Annotated in this window: 23 protein-coding genes; 7 read left to right on the top strand and 16 right to left on the bottom strand. The window is 68.9% G+C overall.

All coding sequences use genetic code 11. The features are described 5' to 3' along the window. Positions 1-87: 87 nt before the first annotated feature. On the bottom strand, positions 88-477 hold the full coding sequence (locus PV646_RS28155; RefSeq protein ID WP_500345287.1) for a hypothetical protein: 390 nt from the start codon (positions 475-477) through the stop codon (positions 88-90). 189 nt (positions 478-666) lie between these two features. On the opposite strand from PV646_RS28155, the gene PV646_RS28150 reads away from it, so the two are divergent. Further along, positions 667-1,821 (top strand): metallophosphoesterase, encoded by a 1,155-nt coding sequence (locus tag PV646_RS28150; RefSeq protein WP_500345286.1) that lies wholly within the window; start codon positions 667-669, stop codon positions 1,819-1,821. Here PV646_RS28150 and PV646_RS28145 read toward each other — a convergent pair. Continuing rightward, positions 1,808-2,353, bottom strand: a complete 546-nt coding sequence (locus tag PV646_RS28145) for a histidine phosphatase family protein (protein WP_500345285.1) — start codon at positions 2,351-2,353, stop codon at positions 1,808-1,810. The two genes, PV646_RS28150 and PV646_RS28145, sit on opposite strands and share 14 nt — an antisense overlap. Next, entirely contained in the window at positions 2,350-3,261 is a 912-nt protein-coding gene (locus PV646_RS28140) for a hypothetical protein (RefSeq protein ID WP_500345284.1), read from the bottom strand. Before PV646_RS28140 ends, PV646_RS28145 begins: the two co-directional genes overlap by 4 nt. Positions 3,262-3,638: 377 nt before the next feature. Here PV646_RS28140 and PV646_RS28135 point away from each other — a divergent pair, with 377 nt between their 5' ends. Next, positions 3,639-4,757, top strand: a complete 1,119-nt coding sequence (locus tag PV646_RS28135; RefSeq protein ID WP_500345283.1) for a hypothetical protein — start codon at positions 3,639-3,641, stop codon at positions 4,755-4,757. Here the strand turns inward: PV646_RS28135 and PV646_RS28130 are convergent. Together PV646_RS28130 and PV646_RS28125 are read right to left on the bottom strand one after the other, a co-directional pair. Further along, positions 4,653-5,912, bottom strand: a complete 1,260-nt coding sequence (locus tag PV646_RS28130) for a sugar efflux transporter (protein WP_500345282.1) — start codon at positions 5,910-5,912, stop codon at positions 4,653-4,655. The genes PV646_RS28135 and PV646_RS28130 overlap by 105 nt on opposite strands. Positions 5,913-5,976: 64 nt before the next feature. Continuing rightward, positions 5,977-7,329 (bottom strand): gamma-glutamyltransferase, encoded by a 1,353-nt coding sequence (locus tag PV646_RS28125; RefSeq protein ID WP_500345281.1) that lies wholly within the window; start codon positions 7,327-7,329, stop codon positions 5,977-5,979. Between the two features lie 101 nt (positions 7,330-7,430). On the opposite strand from PV646_RS28125, the gene PV646_RS28120 reads away from it, so the two are divergent. After that, positions 7,431-8,024: a DedA family protein gene (locus tag PV646_RS28120; RefSeq protein WP_500345280.1), complete on the top strand. Its 594-nt coding sequence runs from the start codon at positions 7,431-7,433 to the stop codon at positions 8,022-8,024. On the opposite strand, the gene PV646_RS28115 is transcribed toward PV646_RS28120, so the two are convergent. The 3 genes from PV646_RS28115 to PV646_RS28105 form a co-directional block, all read right to left on the bottom strand. After that, positions 7,931-9,139, bottom strand: a complete 1,209-nt coding sequence (locus PV646_RS28115; RefSeq protein ID WP_500345279.1) for an MFS transporter — start codon at positions 9,137-9,139, stop codon at positions 7,931-7,933. The two genes, PV646_RS28120 and PV646_RS28115, sit on opposite strands and share 94 nt — an antisense overlap. A 170-nt stretch (positions 9,140-9,309) precedes the next feature. Continuing rightward, positions 9,310-10,521: an MFS transporter gene (locus tag PV646_RS28110; protein ID WP_500345278.1), complete on the bottom strand. Its 1,212-nt coding sequence runs from the start codon at positions 10,519-10,521 to the stop codon at positions 9,310-9,312. Positions 10,522-10,668: 147 nt separating this feature from the next. After that, positions 10,669-11,403 (bottom strand): carbonic anhydrase family protein, encoded by a 735-nt coding sequence (locus tag PV646_RS28105; protein ID WP_500345277.1) that lies wholly within the window; start codon positions 11,401-11,403, stop codon positions 10,669-10,671. Between the two features lie 324 nt (positions 11,404-11,727). Here PV646_RS28105 and PV646_RS28100 point away from each other — a divergent pair, with 324 nt between their 5' ends. Continuing rightward, positions 11,728-12,078 (top strand): MmcQ/YjbR family DNA-binding protein, encoded by a 351-nt coding sequence (locus PV646_RS28100; RefSeq protein ID WP_500345276.1) that lies wholly within the window; start codon positions 11,728-11,730, stop codon positions 12,076-12,078. On the opposite strand, the gene PV646_RS28095 is transcribed toward PV646_RS28100, so the two are convergent. After that, positions 12,075-12,974 (bottom strand): MBL fold metallo-hydrolase, encoded by a 900-nt coding sequence (locus tag PV646_RS28095; RefSeq protein WP_500345275.1) that lies wholly within the window; start codon positions 12,972-12,974, stop codon positions 12,075-12,077. The two genes, PV646_RS28100 and PV646_RS28095, sit on opposite strands and share 4 nt — an antisense overlap. A gap of 82 nt (positions 12,975-13,056) precedes the next feature. On the opposite strand from PV646_RS28095, the gene PV646_RS28090 reads away from it, so the two are divergent. Further along, complete coding sequence (locus tag PV646_RS28090) at positions 13,057-13,893, top strand: LysR family transcriptional regulator (RefSeq protein WP_500345274.1); 837 nt, start codon at positions 13,057-13,059, stop codon at positions 13,891-13,893. Here the strand turns inward: PV646_RS28090 and PV646_RS28085 are convergent. Beyond that, positions 13,857-14,399 (bottom strand): class I SAM-dependent DNA methyltransferase, encoded by a 543-nt coding sequence (locus PV646_RS28085; RefSeq protein WP_500345858.1) that lies wholly within the window; start codon positions 14,397-14,399, stop codon positions 13,857-13,859. The two genes, PV646_RS28090 and PV646_RS28085, sit on opposite strands and share 37 nt — an antisense overlap. 63 nt (positions 14,400-14,462) lie before the next feature. Here PV646_RS28085 and PV646_RS28080 point away from each other — a divergent pair, with 63 nt between their 5' ends. Beyond that, positions 14,463-15,638, top strand: coding sequence for an SGNH/GDSL hydrolase family protein (locus PV646_RS28080; RefSeq protein WP_500345273.1), 1,176 nt, complete (start codon positions 14,463-14,465; stop codon positions 15,636-15,638). An 87-nt stretch (positions 15,639-15,725) separates the two neighbouring features. Continuing rightward, positions 15,726-16,277, top strand: coding sequence for a DUF4232 domain-containing protein (locus tag PV646_RS28075; RefSeq protein ID WP_500345272.1), 552 nt, complete (start codon positions 15,726-15,728; stop codon positions 16,275-16,277). On the opposite strand, the gene PV646_RS28070 is transcribed toward PV646_RS28075, so the two are convergent. The 6 genes from PV646_RS28070 to PV646_RS28045 all read right to left on the bottom strand — a co-directional run bounded on the left by PV646_RS28070 (position 16,261) and on the right by PV646_RS28045 (position 22,903). Then, positions 16,261-17,190 (bottom strand): LamG-like jellyroll fold domain-containing protein, encoded by a 930-nt coding sequence (locus PV646_RS28070; RefSeq protein ID WP_500345271.1) that lies wholly within the window; start codon positions 17,188-17,190, stop codon positions 16,261-16,263. The genes PV646_RS28075 and PV646_RS28070 overlap by 17 nt on opposite strands. After that, positions 17,187-19,223, bottom strand: coding sequence for a PQQ-dependent sugar dehydrogenase (locus PV646_RS28065; RefSeq protein ID WP_500345270.1), 2,037 nt, complete (start codon positions 19,221-19,223; stop codon positions 17,187-17,189). Before PV646_RS28065 ends, PV646_RS28070 begins: the two co-directional genes overlap by 4 nt. A 231-nt stretch (positions 19,224-19,454) precedes the next feature. Then, the gene (locus PV646_RS28060) at positions 19,455-20,243 is read right to left on the bottom strand and encodes an ABC transporter ATP-binding protein (RefSeq protein ID WP_500345269.1); all 789 of its coding nucleotides are present in this window, start codon (positions 20,241-20,243) and stop codon (positions 19,455-19,457) included. Next, complete coding sequence (locus PV646_RS28055) at positions 20,240-21,247, bottom strand: ABC transporter substrate-binding protein (protein ID WP_500345268.1); 1,008 nt, start codon at positions 21,245-21,247, stop codon at positions 20,240-20,242. Before PV646_RS28055 ends, PV646_RS28060 begins: the two co-directional genes overlap by 4 nt. Positions 21,248-21,249: 2 nt before the next feature. Further along, the gene (locus tag PV646_RS28050) at positions 21,250-22,065 is read right to left on the bottom strand and encodes an ABC transporter permease (protein ID WP_500345267.1); all 816 of its coding nucleotides are present in this window, start codon (positions 22,063-22,065) and stop codon (positions 21,250-21,252) included. Between the two features lie 154 nt (positions 22,066-22,219). Continuing rightward, positions 22,220-22,903: a phytanoyl-CoA dioxygenase family protein gene (locus PV646_RS28045; protein ID WP_500345266.1), complete on the bottom strand. Its 684-nt coding sequence runs from the start codon at positions 22,901-22,903 to the stop codon at positions 22,220-22,222. Position 22,904 lies beyond the last annotated feature (1 nt).

The following is a 22,904-nucleotide window of genomic DNA, read 5'->3' as shown; positions in this document are numbered from 1 at the left end:
CCTGGCACCGCCGAAGCCTTGCGCCATCGACCATTCGGACCAGCATCCACCACGTGAGACGCTGGTCCCGGCCGGACGGAGAATGAGCTACAGGGCGAGCGCGCCCTCGATGCGGGCCACCATCTCGTCCTCGGCCTCCACCACCACACCGTCGGCCTCGGCGACCTCGCGGCAGATCGCCAGCACGGCGCGCGGGAAGTCGCGGGCGTCCTCGGGCGACTTCGCCGTCAGCGTCTTCATCGACGACCGCAGCGCCTCCAGGACGACCGGCTCGATCTCCTCGTCGGTGCCCGCGGGCACGGACGGGCGGGCGCTGCCCAGAACGCCGCGCAGATCGGGCGACAGGTGCGTGAGCGCGCGCAGGCCGGCGAACCGCTCCTCCAGCACGGGGCCGGGGTCGGCGTGGGAAACCAGCAGCATCGCGCCGTACACGCCGGTGCGCAGCGTGCGGCTTTCCTCGTCGGTGTAGAAGATCATGTGGCCCACTCTAGGTCGTCGGGTCCGGCGGCTGTTCCGGTGTTGATTAGAAGACTCCTCAGCCCTCGCGCGGTTGCGTCCGAACTGGGAAAACGCCTGTGACGGAGGTCTAAGCGCCCGGAAGCGAACAAATGGGGTGGTCCGTGCGTTGAGTTGGGTTACAGAGACCGATCACAGGAGGATCGACGCATGACGACCACCGCTACCCGGCCCCGCATCACGGTTCGGCGGGTGGTGTTCACGCTCGTCCTCTTCACCGTGACGACGCTGCTGTTCTGGGTGCCGTTCGAGGGGCTCTTCGCGGCCAGTGCCGAGTGGCCCGACCCGGTCCGGCCCATCGCCGCGATCGTGTTCGTCGCCGGTGCCATCACGATGATCGTGCTGTTCACCCAGCGCGGCAGCGACCGCGCCGCGCGGATCTCCCAGTTCCTGCTCGGGTTCGTGTGGATCGCGTTCGTGTGGACGCTGATCTCCGACGTCGTGCGGCTCGGCATGGCGATGGCCGGTGTCGAGAACCCGTTCCGCTCCCGTTTCATCGCCGTGCTGCTCGCCGTTCTCATCGTCACCGTGACGATCTACGGCGTGTACGAGGCGATGCGCGTGCCCCGGATCAAGCGGCAGGACGTGACGATTCCCCGGCTCGACCCCGCGTTCGACGGCCTGACCGTCGCGGTCATCACCGACACGCACTACGGAGCGATCAACCGCGCGAAGTGGTCCAGGGGCATGGTCGACGCCGTCAACGGGCTGAACGCGGACGTCGCCGTGCACGTCGGTGACATCGCGGACGGCACCGCCGAGCAGCGCCTGGAGCAGGCCACCCCGCTCGGCGACGTGAACACCCCGCACCGCTTCTACATCACCGGCAACCACGAGTACTACTCGAACGGCCAGGGCTGGGTCGACCTCATGACCCGCCTCGGCTGGAAGGCGTTGCGCAACGAGCACGTGACGCTCGAGCGCGGTGGCGCTCAGCTCGTGTTCGCGGGCGTCGACGACATCACCGCGAGCCACTCCGGCGAGCCCGGCCACGCCGCCGACCTCGCGCACGCGCTGCACGGCGCCGACTCCACCGCGCCGGTCGTGCTGCTCGCGCACCAGCCGTCGGAGATCAAGAAGGCCGTCGGCGCGGGCGTGGACCTGCAGTTGTCCGGGCACACGCACGGCGGGCAGATCTGGCCGTTCCACTACCTGGTGCGGTTGCAGCAGCCGGTGGTCGCCGGCCTGAGCAGGCACAGCGACCGCACCCAGCTCTACACCAGTCGCGGCGCCGGCTTCTGGGGTCCGCCGATGCGCGTCTTCGCGCCCAGCGAGATCAGTCTGCTGACGCTCAAAGCGAGCTGAGATGCTCCCCGGAAAGATGACCGCCGTCGTTGAACCGCACCAGCCTGGGTGACTCGCCGGTCGTGTAGCGGATGACCGTCAGCGCCGCGTGGTCGTGGTGCAGCGTCAGCCAGCGCTCGGGCGGGGCGTCGAGGGCGTCCCGCACGAGCCAGCCGATCAGGAACGAGTGCGTCACGACCAGCACCGGGCCGTCGCCGGGGCGCGCGAACCGCGTCTCGGCCTCGTGCGCCAGTGCGGGGCCGCGGGTGCGCTCCGACTCGGGGAACCGGTCGAAGAACTCGTCGTGATCAGGGACGAAGTGCGGCACGTAGTCGTCGGCCGCCGCCTCGACCCGGCAGGGCACGCGCAGCGCGTCGGCGATGATCGACGCCGTCTCGGTGGCACGGGGCGCCGGGCCGTGGTGCACCGCCGCGAAACCGGTGCCGCGCAACCGTTCCGCCAGCGCCTCCGCCTGCTTGCGGCCGCGCGCCGTCAGCCGGGACTCGTCCTTCGTCGCTTCGCCGTGCCGGACCAGGTGCAGATCTCTCGTCACGCCGTGCAGTCTGCCTTGACGGCACTCGCGGCGTGATGGGCGTAGGTGGGTCCGGAGTTGTTCCAGTCCTGACCTCGGGTGACGAGCTGGATGGTCAGGTTTCCGCTGGCCTTGAACTTCCCGGCGCTGACCCACTGGCCGCGCTTGTCGACCTGCTTGATCGCGAACGACGCCATCGGGGTGCCGCCGACACCGTTGCGGTCGAACACGTAGTACACGGTCGGGTTACCCCCGACCTCCTCCGTACCGCCGTTCGGCACATGCACGGAGACGTCGCACGAACCAGTGACCGCGAACGTCCACATGCCGTAGGCGGAGTTGTCGTCGCGGCGGGCGTCACCGGACATCGGGATCGACACGAACGTCGAGCCGCACTTGCCGTCGCCGTGGTCGACCCAGCCCTTCTTGCCGTCGCGGTACGACCCGACGCTGGTGAAGCCGCCGCAGCCGGGGCCCGTCGTGAACGACTTGGCGCCGCCGGGAGCCCTGGCGGTGTCCCCGGCGGGTGGCGGCGGGGCGGCGTTCTGCGTGGTCGACGGCATCAGGCCCAGCGCGGACGAGGCGAGCGTCGGGTTCTGGCTGGCCGACGCCTCCTCGGGGAGGTCCTCCGGCGGGGTGATCAGGCCGGGGATGTAGCTGTGCGAGGGCTGCGCGATGTCCGTGTCGCCCCCACCCGAACTGCCGTCGAACGTGGCGATGGCGATCACGCCGAGCACGAGGAGCGCGGCGATGGCGGCGATCGCGGCGGCACGGGGCTTGAGCGGACCGGCGTGCTTCGTCTCCTCCTGGCGCGGCGCCTCACCGGCCGCGGCCCAGCGGGCGGCACCACGAGCGCGGGCGGCCTCCATCAGCGCTGGGTCGGGCGCCAGATGACGCTCGGTCGGTTCGTCGGGGAACTGGGTCGGCACGGAGCGCAGTGTGCCAGGGACACAGGGCAACCCGAACGCGTGGTTCTTTCACGAACGGGTCGTTTGCACTCAATGGACCGCACGCTGTGTAGACCGTTAGCCCGTTTCGTCTACGCATCGTGACGACGACCGGCTCAGTTCGCGCTGATTATTGACTCGTGAGTCAGGCTAAGTACCGTCCTGCACCTGCGCACACCCGTTCCAGTGGCCCGAAAAAACCGGATCTTGTTCCGGTTTCCGTGTCACGGAACGAAAACACCTGCAGAACGCCTTGATCTCGGTGAATTTTCGGGCAACTCCGGCACGGATCACCGGATGGATCTCCACCGCCGCAACGGTGGTAGCCAAGCTCGCCCGGCCCGCCTAGGGTGCCCGCCATGCCCTCAGGTAGACAGGCCGTCGTGCTGCTTGCCGCCCTCGTGGCGGGTTGCGGCACGGCGATCCCCGGTTCCCCCGTCGCAGGACCGCAGTTACCTCAGACCTCGGCTTCCCAGACCGTCACCGTCGTGACGTCGACGCCTCCGCCGAGCAGCAGCGCCGCTCCCCCGTCCGCGCCGCCGCCACCACCGCCTCCCCCTCCCGCCGCCGCGAGGTTCGGCAACCCGAACGGCACCACCGCCGTGCCACCGGAAGCCGCCGCGGAGGACACCTCGAAGCCCACCCGCGTGATCGGCACCGGCGCTCCCGCGAGCTGCACGTCGCAGGCCGTGGTCGACGCCCTCGCCGCTGGCGGGGTCATCACGTTCAACTGCGGGCCGCAGCCCCACACCGTCCCGATGACCGCGACCGCGAGGGTCCGCCAGCGCACCGTGCTCGACGGCGGTGGCCGGATCACGTTGAGCGGCCAGGGCCAGCGCAGGCTGATCGACCAGAACGGGCCGCGGCTGGTGGTCCAGAACATCACCCTCGCCGACGGCAACTCGACCGGCGACCAGGCCGAGGGCGGTGGCGGCGGCGCGATCATGGTGCTGGGCGGTCAGCTCAAGGTCGTGAACTCCCGCTTCGCGAACAACAGGTGCGACGCCAACGGCCCCGACCTCGGCGGTGCGGCCATCCGCGTGACCGACTGGGCCCAGAAGGTGCCGATCTACGTCACCGGCAGCACGTTCGAGGGAGGTGTGTGCTCCAACGGCGGAGCGCTCAGCAGCATCGGCGCGTCGTGGATCGTGCTCAACAGCCTGATGAGGAACAACAAGGCCATCGGCCGCGGCGCCAACCCGGCGCGCGGTGGCACGCCGGGCGGCGGCAGCGGTGGCGCGATCTACAACGACGGCAACACGTTCACGCTGCGCGTCGCCGGCACGCTGATCGAGGACAACCAGGCCAACGAGGGCGGCGGCGCGGTGTTCTTCGTCAGCAACGACAAGTCCGGCTCGATGTCCGTCGAGGGCTCAACCCTTCGCCGCAACCCGAGCCTCGGTTTCGAGACCATCAAGGGGATCTTCTACCTGGGAACGTCCGAGAAGCCGAAGGTCACCGGCTCGACGATCCAGTGAGCCCGCGACGAGCAGCAACGCGAGGCCGAACACGGACATCGTCAGGCTGAAGCCGTAGACCCAGCGGAAACCCAGCCCCTGCGAGACGCCGAGCAACGCGCCAGCGACCATGCTGCCGATGATCTGGGTGTTGCTGAACATCGTCGTGGCGTGGCCGGGTCGAAGCGGGTCGAGGCTCTGGAAGTAGGTGATGCCGACGCCCATGATCAGCGAGATGACGGTGGCGTGCAGCAGCTGCGCGGCCATCACCTGCCAGATGGACTCGGTGAACACCATCAGCCCGTGGTAGCTCAACGCGATCACGGCGCCGATGAGCACGAGCCTGTGCTGGGACATCCGGTTCGCCAGCGAGCCGAACCACAGCATCATCGGGATCTCGAGCGCCGCGCACAGACCCATCGCGAGTCCGGCGTCACCGGCCGTGCCGTTCAGTTCGGTCGTGATGAACAACGGCAGACCGCTCACCGCGAGCGCCACGGCTCCCTGCAGGAACAGGAAAGCGGCCGACACGACCACCATGCTGCCGCGTGCGGGTCCCGCCGACTCCTCGTCGGTCTTCTCCTCCTCGACCCGCGCGGGCGGGACCGGCAGGGTGAGGGCGAGGACCGCGACGCCGAGCTGGAGGACCGCGGTGGAGGCGAAGAGGCCGATCCAGCCGGTCTTCGCGACGAGCAGCGCCGCCACCGGCGGTCCGGCGACCCACGCGACCGAGAGCAGCGTGCGCAGGACGCTGACGACCATCGACGGGCCTGAGGAGACCTGGCGGCCGTACGCGAACAGCTGCGGCAACAACGCGCCCGTGATCGCGATGAACACCACGGACGTGCCGAGCAGGAACCAGTAGTCGCGCAGCACGGCGAACAGGCCGTAGCCGATCGCGCCGGCGACACCACCCGCGGCGAGCATGTACCGCCGCTGCACCCGGCCGTCGGAGAGCCTGCCCATGATCGTGCTCGCCACGACCTGCGCGACCGGGCTCACGATCAGGAAGAAGCCGAGCTGGAACGGCGTGACCTTGATTTCGCTCGTGAGGAACAGCGAGCCGAACGGCAACGCGAACGCCATCGAGACGCCCGACACGACGCTGATGCCGGAGAGTTGGAGGAACGTACGGGACAGGAGCGGCGAGGATGTTCTCTCGCTGAGTGCCGTCACCCGTCAATCGTGCTCTTTGAGCGGCGAATCAGGAAACCAGATATCCCATTATGCGGGCAACATCTCACACAACGACGATCGCACCGTCGCGACGGTGATCTGCACCACCCCTGAGCAGGCCCGATCCGGTCATTTCGACCACCTGACAACCACCGAAGAACATGTTCGGCGCGCGGAATCGGGTGACCGGCAGCGCGCTTTCCGGTTGAATTCCCGGTTCGACGTGGAGGTGGTCCCCGCTCAGGTGCATCCGGGGTGCGTCGACCGCCTGCTGGGCGGCCATTCCCCGGTCCAGGACGTTCACGAGCACCTGCAGGATCGCGCCGCAGATCCGGCTCGACCCGGCGCTGCCGAGCACGAGTTCGGTCCGGCCCTGGTTCGTCACGACGGTCGGCGCCATCATCGACGGCAGCCGGTCGCCCGGCGCGTGGCTGAAGAACCCGTCCGGCGACAGGTCCTCCTCCCCCATCATGTTGTTCAGGTGCACGCCCGCGATCGAGATCCCGGAGCCAGCGCCGTTGGTGGTCGTGACGCTGCACGCCGTGCCGTCCGCGTCGAGCACGGAGATGTGCGTGGTGGAGCCGAGGCGGTTGAGGTGCGCCTTCGGGGTGGCGAGCGCACGGATCAGGTCCTGCTGCGACGGGTTGTCCGGCAACGCTTCCAACATCTGCGTGAGCAACGCACCGCCCGCCGCCGGTGGTGGGTTCGTGTGGATCTCACGGCCGCGATGCCACACGTGCAACGGCTCGCGCCGCACGGCTTCGTACGCCTCGAGGTCCGCGCGCGTGAGGTCGCCACCCTTGCTCCCGATCCAGTCGGTGACCGCCGCCGCGATGTCACCGCGGTAGAACGGCCACGCGCCGTCGCTGCCGAGCCGGTCGAGGGCCTCGGCGAGTTCGGGCTGGACGAGGAGCTCACCCTCTTCGAACGCGGTCAGCCCCGCGCTGCGGGCGAGCGGCAGCAGCAACGACGTGACGTACGCCTGGTACCGGTTCACCAGGTGGCCTTCACGCGCGTGCATCGCCGCTGTGGCCACGAGTTCGTGCAACGGCGCACGCCCGTACGTGGCGGCGGCCGCGACACCGGCGGGCATCCCGTAGGCGGCGACCGACGACGGTCCCACGTGGAACTCCTGCTCCGCGTCACCGAAGTGGACGGTGATGGGGTCGAGCGGTGCCCGCTCACCGGTCCTGCCCCGGCCCGGTGCGACGGCCGAGAAGTCCAGCAGCACAGGGGTTTCCCCGACCGGCGCGATCATCATGTACCCGGCGGAGCCCAGCCCGGTCAGCAACGGCTCGGTGACGCAGGACGTCAGCATCGCCGCGACGGCCGCGTCCACGGCGTTCCCACCCGCGCGCAACATCGCCGCGCCAGCCTGAGCCGTGAGCGGGTGGCCCGCCGCGATCGCGCCTCGCACGTCGACCTCCAGAAGTGAAGGCGGTCAACGGTAGACCCGTACGCGGCCGGGCGGGAGCGCGAGGGGTTCAGCAGAGCGGCAAAACGGGTATTTCGACATCCATGGAGTGGATCACTCGGCTGATGGAGGCGTTGGGCTCACCCGGCGCGGGGTTGCTGGTCGCGCTGGAGAACGTCTTCCCACCGGTGCCGAGCGAGGTGATCCTGCCGCTGGCCGGGTTCACCGCGGGCCAGGGCAAGATCTCGCTGGTCGCCGCGATCGTGTGGACGACGATCGGCTCGACGGTCGGTGCCCTGGTGCTCTACGGCCTCGGCGCGTGGCTCGGGCTCGACCGGTTGCGGAAACTCGCGGACAAGATCCCGTTCGTCACGGCGTCCGACGTGGACAAGTCCGACGCGTGGTTCGACAAGCACGGCAGCAAGGCCGTGTTCATCGGGCGGATGGTGCCGGTCGTGCGGAGCCTGATCTCCATCCCCGCCGGCGTGTCCGGGATGCCGATCATGAAGTTCACGCTCTACACGGCGGCGGGCAGCCTGGTGTGGAACAGCGCGCTGATCCTCGCCGGGTACGCGCTGGGCGACAACTACGAGCTCGTCGACCGCTACCTGGGCTGGCTCTCGACGGCCGTGCTCGCCGTGCTGGCCATCAGCGTCGCCTGGTTCGTGGTCGCCCGCGTCAAGGAACGCCGTTCGTAGACCAGCGCCGCGGCCGCGATCGCGAGGCCCGCGACCGACAGCGCCACGCCGACCCACGCCGTCGAGGTGTAGCCCCAGCCCGCCGCGATGGCCAGGCCACCGAGCCACGCGCCCGCGCCGTTCGCGACGTTGAGCGACGAGTGGTTGGACGAGGCCGCGAGCGACGGCGCGTCCGGTGAGGCGTCCATCAGCTTGATCTGCAGCGCGGCCGCGAGGATCTGGATGGTGAAGCCCAGCAGGAACAGGAAGACGAACAGGAGCACCGGGATGGTCGCGGTGAGCCCGAAGAGCACCAGGATCACGGTGACCGCGATCAGCCCGCCGAACACCGAGCCCGTCACGGACCTGTCCACGAACCGGCCGCCGAACGTCGCGCCCAGCGTCATGCCGAGCCCGAACACGGCGAGGATCCACGGCACGACCCCCGACGCCAGCCCGGCGACCTCGGTCGTCAGCGGGGCGACGTAGGAGTAGACGGCGAACATGCCGCCGAAGCCGATCATGCCGGTGAAGATCGCGAACCACACCGTCGGCCGGCCGAACGCGCGGACCTCGTTCTTCATCGAGGCGTCCTCGACCTTGGGCACCAGCGGCACCCAGGCCGCGATCGCCGCCGCCGTGACCAGCGCGATCACCGCGACCGCCAGGTACGCCGTGCGCCAGCCGATCTGCTGCCCCGCCGCCGTTGCCAGCGGCACGCCCACGAGGTTCGCCACAGTCAGACCGACCATCACGCGCGCAACGGCCGTACCGCGCCGTTCGGGAGCAACGAGCGTGGCGGCGACAACGGCCGCGATGCCGAAGAACGCGCCGTGCGGCAGCCCCGCGACGAACCGTGCGATGAGCAGCAACGTCTTGTCCTGCGCCATGGCCGACAACCCGTTGCCCAGCGCGACCGCGAGCATCAGGCCGATCAGCATCCCCTTGCGCGGGAGCTTGGCACCGAGCACCGCGATCAACGGCGCGCCGACGACGACACCGGCGGCGTAGAGGCTGATCGCGTAGGCGGCCTGGTAGTCGGGGATGCCGAACGTCTCCGCGATCTGCGGCAGCAGGCCCATCGTCGCGAACTCGGTCGTTCCGATGCCGAACCCGCCGAGCGCGAGAGCGGTCATGGCGCGGGTGGTGTTCAAGGCTTCCCCATGGTCGGTGAGCAGCGAGGACTAGTGCCGCGACTGGCAGCCTTCGCCCCTTGTTCGGCGTTCAGACGGGTGCATCGTGGTGCCGGTGCCGCGAGGCGCCCTGCTGAGCGTCGAAGACGCGGCGAAGGTTGCCGGTCGCGGCACTAGTTAGCTACCGCATCGATTTTACGGGTCTTCTGAAGCGCTTCAAAAGACTCCGGACCGGTGCCGATGCTCACACGCCGGTCGAGGAATACCGACACCAGCGCGATGACGAGTCCGCCGACCGCGAGCAGGGCCCCGATCCAGTTCGGCGCGGTGTAGCCGAGACCGCGCTCGATGGCGAGCCCGCCGAGCCACGCGCCACCGGCGTTGCCAAGGTTGAACGCCGCGATGTTCGCCGCGCTGGCGAGCGCCGGCGCGCCCTCCGCGGTCTGCATGACCCGCATCTGCAACGGCGGCACCGTCGCGAACCCGGCCGCGCCGAACAGCACGATGGTGATCGCGGCGAGCACCGGCGAGTGCGCGGTGAACACGAACGCCGTCAGCACCGCCGCCAGCGAGACCAGGATGACGATCACGCTCTTCATCACCGACCGGTCCGCCGCCTTGCCGCCGATCAGGTTGCCCGCGAACAACCCCACGCCGAACAGCACGAGCAACCACGTCACGGCGCCTGACGAGAAGCCCGCGACCTCGGTCATCATCGGCGCGATGTAGGTGAACGACGCGAAGACACCCGCGAAGCCGAACGCGGTCATCAGCAGTGCGAGCCACACCTGCGGATTGCGGAACACGGCGAGTTCGCTGCGCAGGTCTCCGCCCTGAGCCTGCTGCTTCGGCACAAGGAACACGATGCCGAGCAGCCCGATCACGCCGAGCACGGTCACCGCCCAGAACGTCGAGCGCCACCCGAGTGCCTGGCCGAGCGCCGTGCCCATCGGCACGCCCAGAACGTTCGCCACGGTCAGACCGGTGAACATCAACGCGATGGCACTCGCCCTGCGGTGTGGCGCGACGAGGTCAGCGGCGACGACCGAGCCGATGCCGAAGAACGCGCCGTGCGCCAGCGCCGCGACCACACGCCCGCTCATGAGCACGCCGTAGGTGTCCGCGAGCGCGGAGACCAGGTTGCCCGCGATGAACAGCACCATCAGCCCGAGCAGCATCTTCTTGCGCGGCAGCCGGCCGCCGAGAACGGTCAGCAGCGGCGCGCCGATCACGACGCCGAGTGCGTAACCGGAGATCAGCAGACCGGCGCTCGGGATGGAGACCCCGAGATCGGTCGCGACCTCGGGCAGCAGTCCCATGATCACGAACTCGGTCGTGCCGATGGCGAAGGCGCTGATCGCGAGGGCGAGCAGGGCGACAGGCATGTCACACGGTCCTTGAAGTCGATGGTTGTCGGCGTGAGCAATAGTTGCACACGCGGGCAATTGTCGACGACTCCTGTATCGGTGAAGCGCGTCACCCCGGACACGACGAAGGCCGGCCCCGACTCCGGGACCGGCCTTCCGCCTGCGTCAGATGCGCGGAACGTCCACGAACGTGCGGCCGTTGAGCGGCTGCGTCGCACGGGCGTTGCCCGCGGTGAACAGCCCCTTGAAGCGCGCGATGGTCGCGGCCGTCACGTGCTGCTCGCCGGTGAGGTACCACTCGACGCCCTCGGTGAACGGCGCCGTGGTGAGCGAACCGGTGTAGTGCAGCGTGTGGTGACCCGCGGGCAGCAGCCGGTTGAGGTTGATCGGCTCGATGTCGACCGGCGCACCGCACTCGGGCGAGAGCGTGGCCAGCACGTCGTCCACGACGGAGTGCGAGCCGACGACCAGCGGAACGCCGACCACCAACAGCTTGCCCTCGGCGCTGCGGTGCACGAGATGCATCTCGAGCGGGGTGTTGCGGCCGCCGAACTGGTGCTCGGACGGCGTGTGGAAGTGGAACTGGACCAGGTCGTATCTGGTCCCCGCGACGGTGACGTGACCCGCTCCGGGTTCTACCTCCGCCTCTTCGGTCTCCTCGTGGTCGCGGGTCGTGCAGCCGTCGGACTTGGCCGCGTCCTTGCGGATGTACTTCAACTCCAGCGCGGAGTGCCCGTAGGACACGTCGAGCTTCGGCGCGTGCGGATCGAACCGGATCGCGTTGGGCGTGACGTTCACAGGGCTCTGCTTCGGCGTCGCCGACTCGGCCGCGCCGCTCGCGAAGAAGGTCGCGGTGAGCACGAGCGGAAGAAGCGCCGGAAGGGATCGCTTGATGTTCATGGCGCAACTTTTCACCCGATCGAGTGAAATAGGGAAGAGACTGTGGTCGCGCTCTCACCTTACGAAATCATTCCCGTCGTTCCGACCAGAACGACGCTGAACCAATTCAGCGCTTCTACGTGCAGACATGCAGGTCAGAACCTTGCAACTCACTTGCAGAAAGCAGTAGTTCAGGCAAGTTATTGACCACGCAAATTCGAATTGAGACGCAATCCGGCAATCGAGAACGAAGCCGTTCTCGATTGCCATTGTCCGATTCAATCCGATTTGCCGAATTTGCCTGAAGTCACTCCGTTCACGCACCGTGTACGGCAGAATGAACCGATGGTGACCGTCGCCGACATTCGCGCCGTAGCGCTCACACTGCCGCGCACCACCGAACACCTCATCCGCGACCGCGTGAAGTTCCGCGTGGGCCAGATCGTCTACGCGGCCCTCTCGCGCGACGAGACCGTGCTGGGCTTCGGCTACCCGCGCGAGGAACGCGAGGCGCTCGTCGCGAGCGACCCGGTCAAGTTCGCGCTCCCGAGCCAGTCCGACATGCGCTTCCAGTGGGTGCACGCCTCGATGGCCCACCTCGACGTCGAGGAGATGACCGAGCTCGTCATCGGCGCCTGGGTCATGTGCGTGCCCAAGAAGGTCATCCGCGAGCGCCTCGGTGAGGACTATCTTTAGTCAACACTGAAGTTATCGGGCGCACCGTTCTCCGCGCAGAGGCAGTCCACCCCGCGTTCGATCCACTCCTGCCCGGTCCACTCGGGATGCCGCTCGACCAGCACCGCTCGTACCTCGGCCACGATCTCGTCGAGCCCCATCGCGGAGTCCCGGCGCCGCCAGGTCTCGTCCCGCAGCTCGCCCAGGTAGTCCCGGACCCCTTGCAGCACAGCGATGTCCCCCACTGTCCCGTGCCCGGGCACGACCACCCGCGGCCCGGACGCGATCAACCCGTCCAGCACGTCGATCCACGCGAGACCCGAGACGTCGGTGTCGTGCGGCGGGAACCACGGGAAGATCGCGAACTGCCCGGTCTCGGCGAGGTCGCCGGTGAACAGCACGCCCGCGTCCGGCACCTCGACCACCTGGTCCCCCAGGGTGTGCCCGCGCCCGGTCGGCCGAAGCAGCACCGTCCGGCCGCCGAGGTCGAGCGCGCGGACCCCGTCGAACTCCTCGTCCGGCACCGGGATCTCGACTCCGGTCAGGCGTTCGGCGATCGTCCCGCCGAACCCGCGGAACATCTCCAGGTAGCCGGATCCCTTGCGCCGCAGGTCATCCGCCTGCGCGCGGTTCACCAGGTAGGAGCCTTCGAACACGGACGCGCCGAACGCGTGCTCGGGGTGGAAGTGCGTGGTCGTCAGGTGGATCCGGCGCCCGCGCGCCACTTCCTCGGCGAACTCCCGCACCCGAGACGCGTTGGCGAGGCCGAGTCCGGTGTCCACCACGAGGATCGCGTCGGTGCCACCGATGATCCCGACGTTGGGCACCAGGCCGACGTGCTCGTTGGGGATCACCAGCACGTCCGGGGCGACGTCGACGGCACCGGAGATCTGGACTACGGGGTCAGGGAGGTTCATGCCCTCCACTCCACCGGCGGGCGGGCCGGGCGTCCAAGACCGTCTGCGCACACCCGATACCGCGCGAGTATCGTGCCTGATCATGGAGCTGCGGACCCTGCGGTACTTCGTCGCGGTCGCCGAGGAGTTGCACTTCGGCCGTGCCGCGCGGCGCCTGCACCTGAGCCAGCCGCCGCTGAGCCGGGCGATCAAGCACCTGGAGCACGACCTCGGCGCCGTCCTGCTGCTCCGCTCCCCCGCCGGCGTCACGCTGACGGACGCGGGCCACGTCCTGCTGGCCGAGGCGAGGGCGCTGCTGGAGCACGCCGACCGCATCCGCGCCAAGCTCGCCCGGACCACGATCACGGTCGGCATGCTGGGCGACCACGCCGCCGGGCTGGCTGAGGCGTTCCGGCGCAGGCACCCGCACGTCGAGATCCGCGTCCGCGAGGCCGACCTGACCGACCCGACCTGCGGCCTGCGCACCGGCCAGGTCGACGTCGCCCTGACGCGCGGCCCGTTCGACGAGAGCGGCCTGAAGACCCTGGTGCTGCGCGAGGAGCCGGTCGGCGCGGTGCTGCGGCGCGACGATCCGCTGGCTTCGAGGGACCAGATCACCACCGGGGACCTCGCCGGCCGCGACTGGTTCCAGTTCCCGGACGGCACCGACGAGATCTGGCAGAGCTACTGGAACGGCGGGAAACCCCGCACCGGACCGGTCGTGCGCGCGGTCCAGGAGTGCGTGCAGTCCGTGCTGTGGAACGGTTCCGTCGGCCTGGCCCCACTCGGCCACGACCTGGGCGAGCTCGTCGTGGTGCCGCTGACCGACATGGCACCCAGTCCCGTGGTGGTCGCGTGGGTCGAGGACGACCCGCTCACCCGGGACTTCGTCGAGACGGCGGCTCAGGTCCTGTCGAGACGGCTCACGGTCACCGCGTAGTCCCCGCCCTCGAACGGTGTGCGGTCCCAGGTCGCGAACCGTTCGACGAGCGTGAGTCCGGCCTGGGCGCAGTGCTCGTCGTAGTCGTCTGCCGTGTACCCGCGATCGAGGCTGAACCCGGCGATCAGGACGTTCCCGACGTGCCGGGCGACGCCCGCGACGAGCACGCCCTGCGTTCCGGGCGGGGTGAAGAGCGGCACGTTGCCCGCCATCACGACCACGTCGAACGTGCGCCCGAGGTCGAGTTCGGCCAGGTCGGACCGCACCCACGAGATGTCCGGCGCCAGCTCACGCGCCTGCGCGAGCATCGACTCGTCGAGGTCAGCCCCGACCACCTCGATGCCGTGCCTGGCGAGTTCGATCCCGACCCGTCCGGTGCCGCAGCCGGCGTCCAGCACCGAGGCCGGCCCGAACGCGCGCACGAACGTCGCCTCGCCGTGCACGTCCACCCCGGACGCCGCGAGCGAGTCGAACCTGCGCTGGTACTCCGCTCCGTTCCACACGATGAGCATCATAGATCCGAAGATCGGCGGATACCGCCCGCGTGAGAGCGCTGCCAAGGTCGAGGCATGACGCGCTTTCTGCTGGCAGTGGCGTTGCTCGTGGCCGCGGCCTCCCCCGCCCAGGCCGCACCGCTCCGATGGGTGGGCACGTGGGCCACCGCGCCGTCCTCCGCCGTCCCCGGCACCGAGAACGGCTATCCGAACTTCTCGATCCGCAACATCGTGCACGTCAGCGCCGGGGGCAAGGAGATCCGCGTCCGGCTCTCCAACGCCTACGGCCGCACACCTGTGCTGTTCGGCCAGGTCACGGTCGCCAGAGCGGCCGGCCCGGACACACCCCTCGCACTGCCCGGCACCATGCGCACGCTCACGTTCGGCGGCGCCCGGTCGATCACGGCCCCGGCCGGCGCCGACGTGGTGAGCGACGGCGTGAGCCTGGACGTCCCCGCCGACACCGACCTGCTCGTGAGCGTCTACACGCCCGAACCCGGCGGCCCCGTCACGCACCACAACCTGGCCATGCAGAACTCGTACTTCACCCGCGACGGCAACCACACGGCTGAAGAATCCGCCGCCGCCTACCGGGAACGCACCTCGAACTGGCACTACGTCTCCGGTGTGGACGTGCGCAGCTCGAAGTTGCAGGGCAGCGTGGTCGCACTCGGCGACTCGATCACCGACGGCGCCAACTCCACCTGGGGCGCGAACCTGCGCTGGCCCGACCAGCTCGCCGACCGCGTGAACACCCGCCTGGGCGTCCTCAACGCGGGCATCAGCGGCAACCGCCTCCTGCGCGACGGCGACTGGGCCGGCCCCAACGCCCTGGCCAGGCTGAACCGCGACGTGCTCACCCAGTCCGGCGTCCGCACGGTCATCGTGTTCGAGGGCATCAACGACATCCAGCAGACCCCGCACGAGACCGACCCGACCAAGATCATCGCCGCGCTGAAGCAGATCGCGTCCCGGTCGCACGACCGCGGGCTGCGGGTGGTCGGGGCGACGATCACGCCGTTCAAGGGCTGGAACAGCTACACGGAGGAGCTGGAGGCCGTGCGGCAGGCCGTGAACTCGTTCATCCGCACCAGCCCGGACTTCGACGCCGTCGTGGACTTCGACGCCGTGATCCGCGATCCCGCCGACCCGCAGCGGATCCGCCCGGACTACGACCAGGGCGACCACCTGCACCCCGGGGACAAGGGGTTCGAGGCGATGGCGAAGGCGGTGAAGACCGCCACACTCTGACACTCGATCGGGCGGTGACGGTTTGCGCGACCCCTTGCCCCGGTTATTCGATGGAGATCCACACGAACACCGGTAAGGGGTCCACGCATGCGTCTCACGATCCTCGCCGTCGCCCTCGGCGCCACGGCCTGCGGGTCGCCGGCTCCGGCGCAGTCCGAGGGTCAGGCGACGACCACGACGGCCACACCGACCTCCAGTGCGACCAGCGACAAGCAGCAGCCCGCGGTGAAGGCCGAGCTGACCATGCAGGGCAAGCCCGGCCTGGGCCTGCTCACGGCCACGAACCAGGGCCCCGCGCCGATCACGTTCCAGGGCTGGCCGAAGCTCGCCTTCACCAACCCCGCGAACCAGCCCGCCGCGATCCCGGTGGAGCAGAAGCTCGTGCCCGGCGAGGGCCCGTCGATCACCCTGCAACCGGGCCAGACCGCGTTCGCCGGGGTGCAGCTCGACGTGGACGACGACACCAACTCGTTCGCCATCAACGAGATGACCGCCGAACTGCCGGGCATGGTGCCGGTGAAGGTGACGTTCATCGGGACGGACGGCCAGCCGATCGCCGACCTGACCAAGCTCAAGGTGAGCGAGGCCAAGGTCGGGACGATGCAGCCGGCCGCCCAGGGCGTCACGGTGTTCGACTAGTCCAGAGGTGTTGCAGGCGCACCTCCCACGGGTGGGCGGCCCGGTCGAGGAACATGAGGCCGTCCATCCGGCAGTTGCAGGCGTTGCCCTCGCGGGTGTTCTGCGGGTAGCTGCCGCCGATCTTGATGCCGCGCGGGTTCGTGGCCGACGCGAGGTCCGGTTCCGGTTCGCCTTCGAGCTTCCACGGGTCACCGGCCGCGACGTACTTGCCCGCCAACGGTTTTCCGTTGCGGTACAGGGCCATCGTGCCGGTGTCGAAGTCGAACGTCGCCGCCAGGAACACCCATTCGTTCTGCGGCAGCAGTGACTGCCAGCCCTCCGAGGCCGCGAACGTCTGGGAGTCACCTCCATCGAGCCGCCGGGCCAGCGCGACCAGTTTCAGTTCACCGTCGACCTGGATGAGTTCCAGCAGCGCTCGGACCGCGTGGCCGTTGGAGTCACCGGTCAGCACGCCCGCGAGGCCGATCGCCCCGTACAGGTCGTCCGGCGAGGCGGAGTTCGAGTTCGGGGCCGGGTTCTGGCCCGTCATCTTCACCCAGCCCAGGATCGACGCCTGGCGTGCGCCGTTGAACGCCTTCAGCGTGGGCACGCCTGTTTCGGTGTAGAGGCCCGCTTTCCAGTCGTCGTTGCCCGCCGTGTCCGGGTTGATCTGCCTGAGCTGCACCGAGGTGCGGCTGAACGCACCGTCGCGCACCCGCATGCCGGCGCCGCCGTTGATCAGTTGCAACGCGGTGCCCGACCGGCCGCGGTCCTGTTCGAGTGACGGGTTCCCGCGCACCGGGTGTTCGAAGTCGTAGTACGCCACCAGGTTGCGGGACAGGGTCGGCAGCACGGGGCCGAACGTGGCCTGGGCCGGTGCTGCCAGGCCCACCCCGAAGGCGGCCACCAGGCCGAGGACGAGCAGCCGCTTCATCGGATCCCCTTGCCCTGCACCCGGAGGTCGCGAAGCCGGCCGATGTTGTCGAACGAGCCGAAGCCGACGCGGCCCGACGCGAACGTCTTGTCCACGGCGGTCATCAGCGGATACCGCGACCCGTCCAGGTAGACGGCGATCTCGCCGGTGTCGGCGCAATGCTTGACCCGAACGCGATGCCACGCCGTGTCGGTCACGGCAGGAGGCGCGCCCACCGAACGTGCCGCGTCCCATTGGTGGTCCAGGCGCAGCCGGTCCGCGTTGTTCACGACGAAGATCCCGTTGTGCGGGTAGATCTTGTTGTCCGACGAGAGGTGCGCGTAGTAGAACTCGGTGTCCGAACGGTGTCCGAACACGATGATCACGTCCCGATTGGACTCCGCCACCGGGGTGTCGAGCCGCACCGACGCGTCGACCTGCACCGAGCCGAACTCGGGTCCCTTCCGCAGCACCGCGTACTCGAACGGACGGCGCGGGCCGGGACGGGCGGCACCGGCCTGCGCCAGCACGACCTCACGGCCCGGGAACTGCCACAGGTCCGGCGTCACCGGCTGCCACGAACGCGCACCGGAGGCGCCCAGGACGTGGTCGTGGCCAGCGGGGCAGGAGGCGAAGGTGCGCGCACCCGTCACCTTCCAGATCTTGCCGTTCGCCTTGGCCAGCACGTAGAGCTCACCGGACGCGTCCTGGCCGAAGCGCAGGTCGACGCGGTTCGGGTCGCCGACCAGAGCCTTCATCGTCGTGAGCCCGCCACCCGAGTACACCATCAACTCGCGCGTGACGGCCATCGGCCGACCGGCGCGCATCTCGCGTTCGTCGGCGACGTAGAGCAGGCCCTTCACGCCCTCGCCGTAGACGTACTTGCCGCGCAACGAAGGGATCTTCGAGCCGCGGTAGACGAAGCCGCCCATCAACGCGTTGCCGCTGTCGGCGCACGGCCGTTGGGCGGAGGTGCGGTTGTGGTCGAACGCGGTGACCGGGTAGGTGTAGCCGTACTTGGCGTCGTCGGCGGGCAGCGGGAACACGCCGCACGACGGGTCGCCGCGCCGGTACGCCCAGATGCCCTCGCGTTCGCTCCAGCCCAGGTTCGCGCCCTTGCGGACCTCGTAGACCGCGTCGACGGCCTTCTCCCCGATGTGGCCCATGAACATCCGGCGCGTCATCGGGTCCCAGCTGAAGCGGTACGGGTCGCGCATGCCGTACGCGTAGATCTCGCCCAGCGCGCCCGCCTTGCCCACGAACGGGTTCGAGCGCGGCACGCCGTACCGGCCGTTCACGCCGTTCGTCCCGGCCGGATCGATGCGCAGGATCTTGCCCTGCGGCAACGCCAGGTCCTGCGGCACCGTCGTCGTGTAGCCGATGCCGCCGTCACCGGAAGCGATGTAGAGCAGGTGGTGGTCCTCGTCCCACCGGCGGGCCGTCGGGTTGAACCCGATCTCCTGGAAGCCGTGGATGAACGACGCGAAGCCGACGCGCAGCAGTTCACGGCGCGTGCCGGCGAAGAGGTCCGCGCTCGGGTCGGAGGCGGTCCACTCGGTGATCACGCCGTGCACCTCGGTGTTCGCGGGCGACGGCAGATCCGGCTTCTTGGTCGTCAGCGCGGAACCGGTCTCGGTGTGCACGGTGTAGAACTTGCCGTTGCGCCGGAAGTCCGGGTGGAACGCGGCGAACCCGAAGCCGCTGCCCAGGCCCCGGTGGGTGTGGAAGTCGGGGCCGACCGCCGCGCCCAGGTCCAGGAACGCGTGCTGCACACCGCCATCCAGCAGGTAGAGCCTGCCGTTCATGTCCGGCACGAACATCCGGCCGGATCCGTCCGGAATTTCGCCGAGGTAGTTGATCCTGTTGTGGCGCACCAGCCTGGTGTCGGTCGGCGGCGGCACGGGCTGCGACTTCGGCAGCTGCGCGACCTCGGTCAGTTCCAGGCCGACACCGGAGGCGCCCGGTGTCGGCAGCGGGTCGGCGATCGGCACGTCGGCCTGCGCCGACGCGATGGGCACGAACAACGCGGACAGCATCAGAGTTGTTGCGGTCAAACGGGATAAGCGTCGGTACATCCCCACCACCCTGTGGGCCAGGCCGTGGCCAGCACGGCGACGGAAAGCGCTTTCCAACGCGGCGGAACTCGGACGCTACCCAGCTAATAAGGCGGTTACAACCCTTTAGGCGCTGTCCTGCAAGTTCGTCAGGCGAGAGACGCGGGCGAGAGTCCCGGAGACGGTGCCCTCGCCCGCCGCTGTCGCCCGACGAGACTTGCAGGACAGCGCCTAGTCCTGTCCTGTCACGGCTCCCAGCAGATCCCGGATGCGCGCGGTCGCCGACGCGAACTCCGGACGGGCCATCGTCGCGGAGTAGTCCCTGGCGCCCGGCAGGTCGACCTCGATGACCTCGTGCACCACCGCAGGCCGTTGCGTCAGCACGATCACCCGGTTGGCCAGGTACACCGACTCCGCGATCGAGTGCGTCACCAGCAACACCGTAGTGCCGGTCTCCCGCCACACCCGGTGCAGCTCGACGTTCATCTGCTCGCGCGTCAACGCGTCGAGCGCGCCGAACGGCTCGTCCATCAGCAGCACACGCGGCTGGTGCAGCAACGCGCGGCACAACGCCACGCGCTGCTGCATGCCGCCGGACAGTTCGTGTGGCAGGGCGTTCTCGAACCCGCTGAGCCCCGTCATCGCGATGAGCTCGTCGGCCCTCCTGCCCGCCTCGGCCGAGTTCATCCCGCGCATCTCGGCCTGCAGCAGGATGTTCCTGCGCGCCGACCGCCACTCCAGCAACGCGGCCCGCTGGAACACGAACCCGATGTCGTGCCGCGGCCCGTTCACCTGCTCGCCGAGCAACGTCACCGAGCCCGACGACGGCTTCAGCAGGCCGGACACCAGCTTCAGCAACGTCGACTTGCCGCAGCCCGACGGCCCGACGATGGACACGAACTCGCCCGGTGCGACGTCGAGCGAGACCTGCTGGATCGCCGTCACCTCCGTGCGCTTCGACTGGAAGCGCACGGAGACGTCGCCGATCGAGACGGCGGGAGTTGTCAAGGTGCCGGTCATCCCTTGGGTGCCACGCTTTCTTCCCAGTAAGCCGACGGCTCGGACGCTTCCTTGATGATGCCGGTCCTCTGGAAGGTCTCGATGGTCTTCTTCCAGTCGTCCACGGAGTTGACGCCCGGCGCCTTGCCCTTCGTGGCGTCGGTGTGCAGCAACGTCAGCGTGGTCTTGAACTGCTCCAGCACCACGGTCGGCGACGGCAACTGCTCGGCGGCGCCCTTCATCGACTCGGCCGCGGCCTCCGGGGTCTTCTCGGCCTCGGCCCACGCCTCCTGCGTCGCCGTGACCATCTTCTTCACCAGCTCGGGGTCCTTCTGCAGCATGGACTTCGACGTCAGCAGCCCGTTGCTGAAGTAGTTCAGCCCGAACTCGGAGAACCGCAGGTAGCCCACGTCCTTGCCGGACTTCTCCTTGATCGTCGGCCCCTGGTCGGACGCGAAGCCCAGCAGCACGTCCGTGCGGTTGGAGATGACCGCGGCCATCTTGCCCGCCGGGTCGATGTTCTGGATGGAGACGTCGGACTCCTGCATGCCGTTCTGCTTCAGGAAGGCCGGGAACGTCTTCGTCAACGCGTCCCCCGCCGTCGTGGCGACCGACTTGCCCTTCAGGTCCTCGGGCTTCTTGATGTTCTTGTCGGTGAAGAACTGCACGGACGCCGGAGTGGTCTGCAGGAACACGCCGATGCTCTTGGCCGGCACGCCCTGCTCGACGGCCGTGGCGAGCGCGGACGTGTCGGCCCAGCCGAAGTCGGTCTGGCCCGCGCCGGTCGCCGTGACGGTCTTGCCGGAACCCTGGCCCGCCTGGATCTTCAGCTTGATGCCGTGCTTCTCGTAGATGCCTTGCTTGACCCCGTAGTAGAACGGCGCGTGCTCGCCGTACGGGTACCAGTTGAGGGTCAGCGTGACCTCCTTCGCCTCACCGCCGGTGCCGGTCGTGGTGCCACCGCCCCCACCGCAGGCGGTGACCAGCAGCATCGCGGGAAGGAGGCCTGCGAGCAGTGTCCTCATCATCAGCCTTTCGCAAGAAGGGTCGTGACGGCGGCGCCGCGCCGGCTGGCGTGCCACGGCAGCATCAGCTTCTCGGCGAGGTCGAGCAGGAGGAACAGCAGGACGCCGACCACCGAGATGACGATCAGGCCGGCGAACAGCATCGGGGTGTCCATGTTGCCGTTGGCCTGCAGGATCACGTACCCGAGGCCTTCGTTGGAGCCGACGAACTCACCGACCACGGCACCGGTCACGGCGAGCGTGACGGCGACCTTCAAGCCCGCGAACAGGTGCGGCAGAGCGGCCGGGAAGCGGATCTTCACGAACGTCTTGACCGGGCCGCCACCCATCGTGGCGGCGAGTTCGAGCATCTCGGTGTCGACGGACTTCAGACCGGTGACGGTGGAGATCACCACCGGGAAGAACGCCATCAGCACGGCCACGATCACCTTGGGCTCGAGGCCGAAACCGAGCCACACCACGAACAGCGGCGCGATGGCGATCTTCGGGATGACCTGCGCGAACAGCAGGATCGGGTACGCGGTGCTCTCGATCGTCCGCGAGTAGACCATCGCGACGGCCACGAGGACGCCGAGGACGCCCGCGATGACGAAGCCGAGCACCGTCTCGTAGGTGGTCACCCACGTGTGACCCCACAGGTACGACCACTTGTCCACCAGCAGGCCGAAGGTCTTGGCCGGTGACGGCACGAGGTAGGCCTCGACCAGGCCGGTGACGGTGATGAGGTGCCAGATCGCGAGGCAGGCGGCGAGCAGCGCGGCCGGACGCCACGTCCGCTCCACGACGCCTCGCCACCGGTCCGCCTGAACCTTGTCCACGAAGCTCCCTCGGGTTAGGAAAGCGCTTTCCAAGTACGCTATGTCCGGTCCACTGAACGGTCAAGGTGGAGGTTCGGTGAAGCTGGGGGCGAGGCGAACCGGCACCCGTCCGGACCCGCAGGACGACTGAATCGATTTTCACGACTATTGGCTATTAGCAGGTGCTGTACGTGTTGCCCGCGTGGTCACGGCCCCGCGCGAGGTAGATCCGGTGACCGTCGGCCTTCAGGAACCGGACCGTGGTCGGCATGTACCGCATGGTGTACCCGCAACGGCGCGAGGTGCTGCGATTCGGCGGGCTGCCGTGCACCAGCATCGCCGAGTGCACGCTGCACGCCCCTCGCTCCAGTTCGACGTCGACGGCACGGGACTCGTCCACCGCGGTCTCCTGGTTGAAGAACGAGTCGGTGGTGCCGGTGTGCTCGACCCGAGCGAGGTGGCTGCCCGGGATCACCCGCAGGCAGCCGTTCTCGACGGTCGACGGGTCGATCGCCAGCCACACGGTGATCGCGTCACCGGCCGGTGAGATGCTGTCGCGCCAGAAGTGCGCGTCCTGGTGCCACGGCACGGGTTTGCCATCGCCCGCGGGCTTGCAGATGAAGTGCGACGAGAACAGCGCGATGTCCGGGCCGATCAGCGACTCGACGAGGTCCAGCACGTCCGGGTCCAGCAGCCACTCGAACAGCGCCGGGTCGGTCAGGTGCGGCACGTCCATGTGCTCCGGGCGCTGTCCCTCCGGCAGTGCCGCCAGCTTGGCCTCGAAGTGCGCGGCCAGCGCCTCGAACTTCGCCGGCGCCAGCACGCTCGAATACGTCTCGTAGCCGTCGGTCTGGAACATC

The organism is Streptomyces sp. ID05-26A (genome assembly GCF_033794685.1).
Classification (GTDB): domain Bacteria; phylum Actinomycetota; class Actinomycetes; order Mycobacteriales; family Pseudonocardiaceae; genus Lentzea.
Note: the sequence above shows the minus strand (reverse complement) of the source record. Positions and strands in the feature narration are given on the sequence as shown.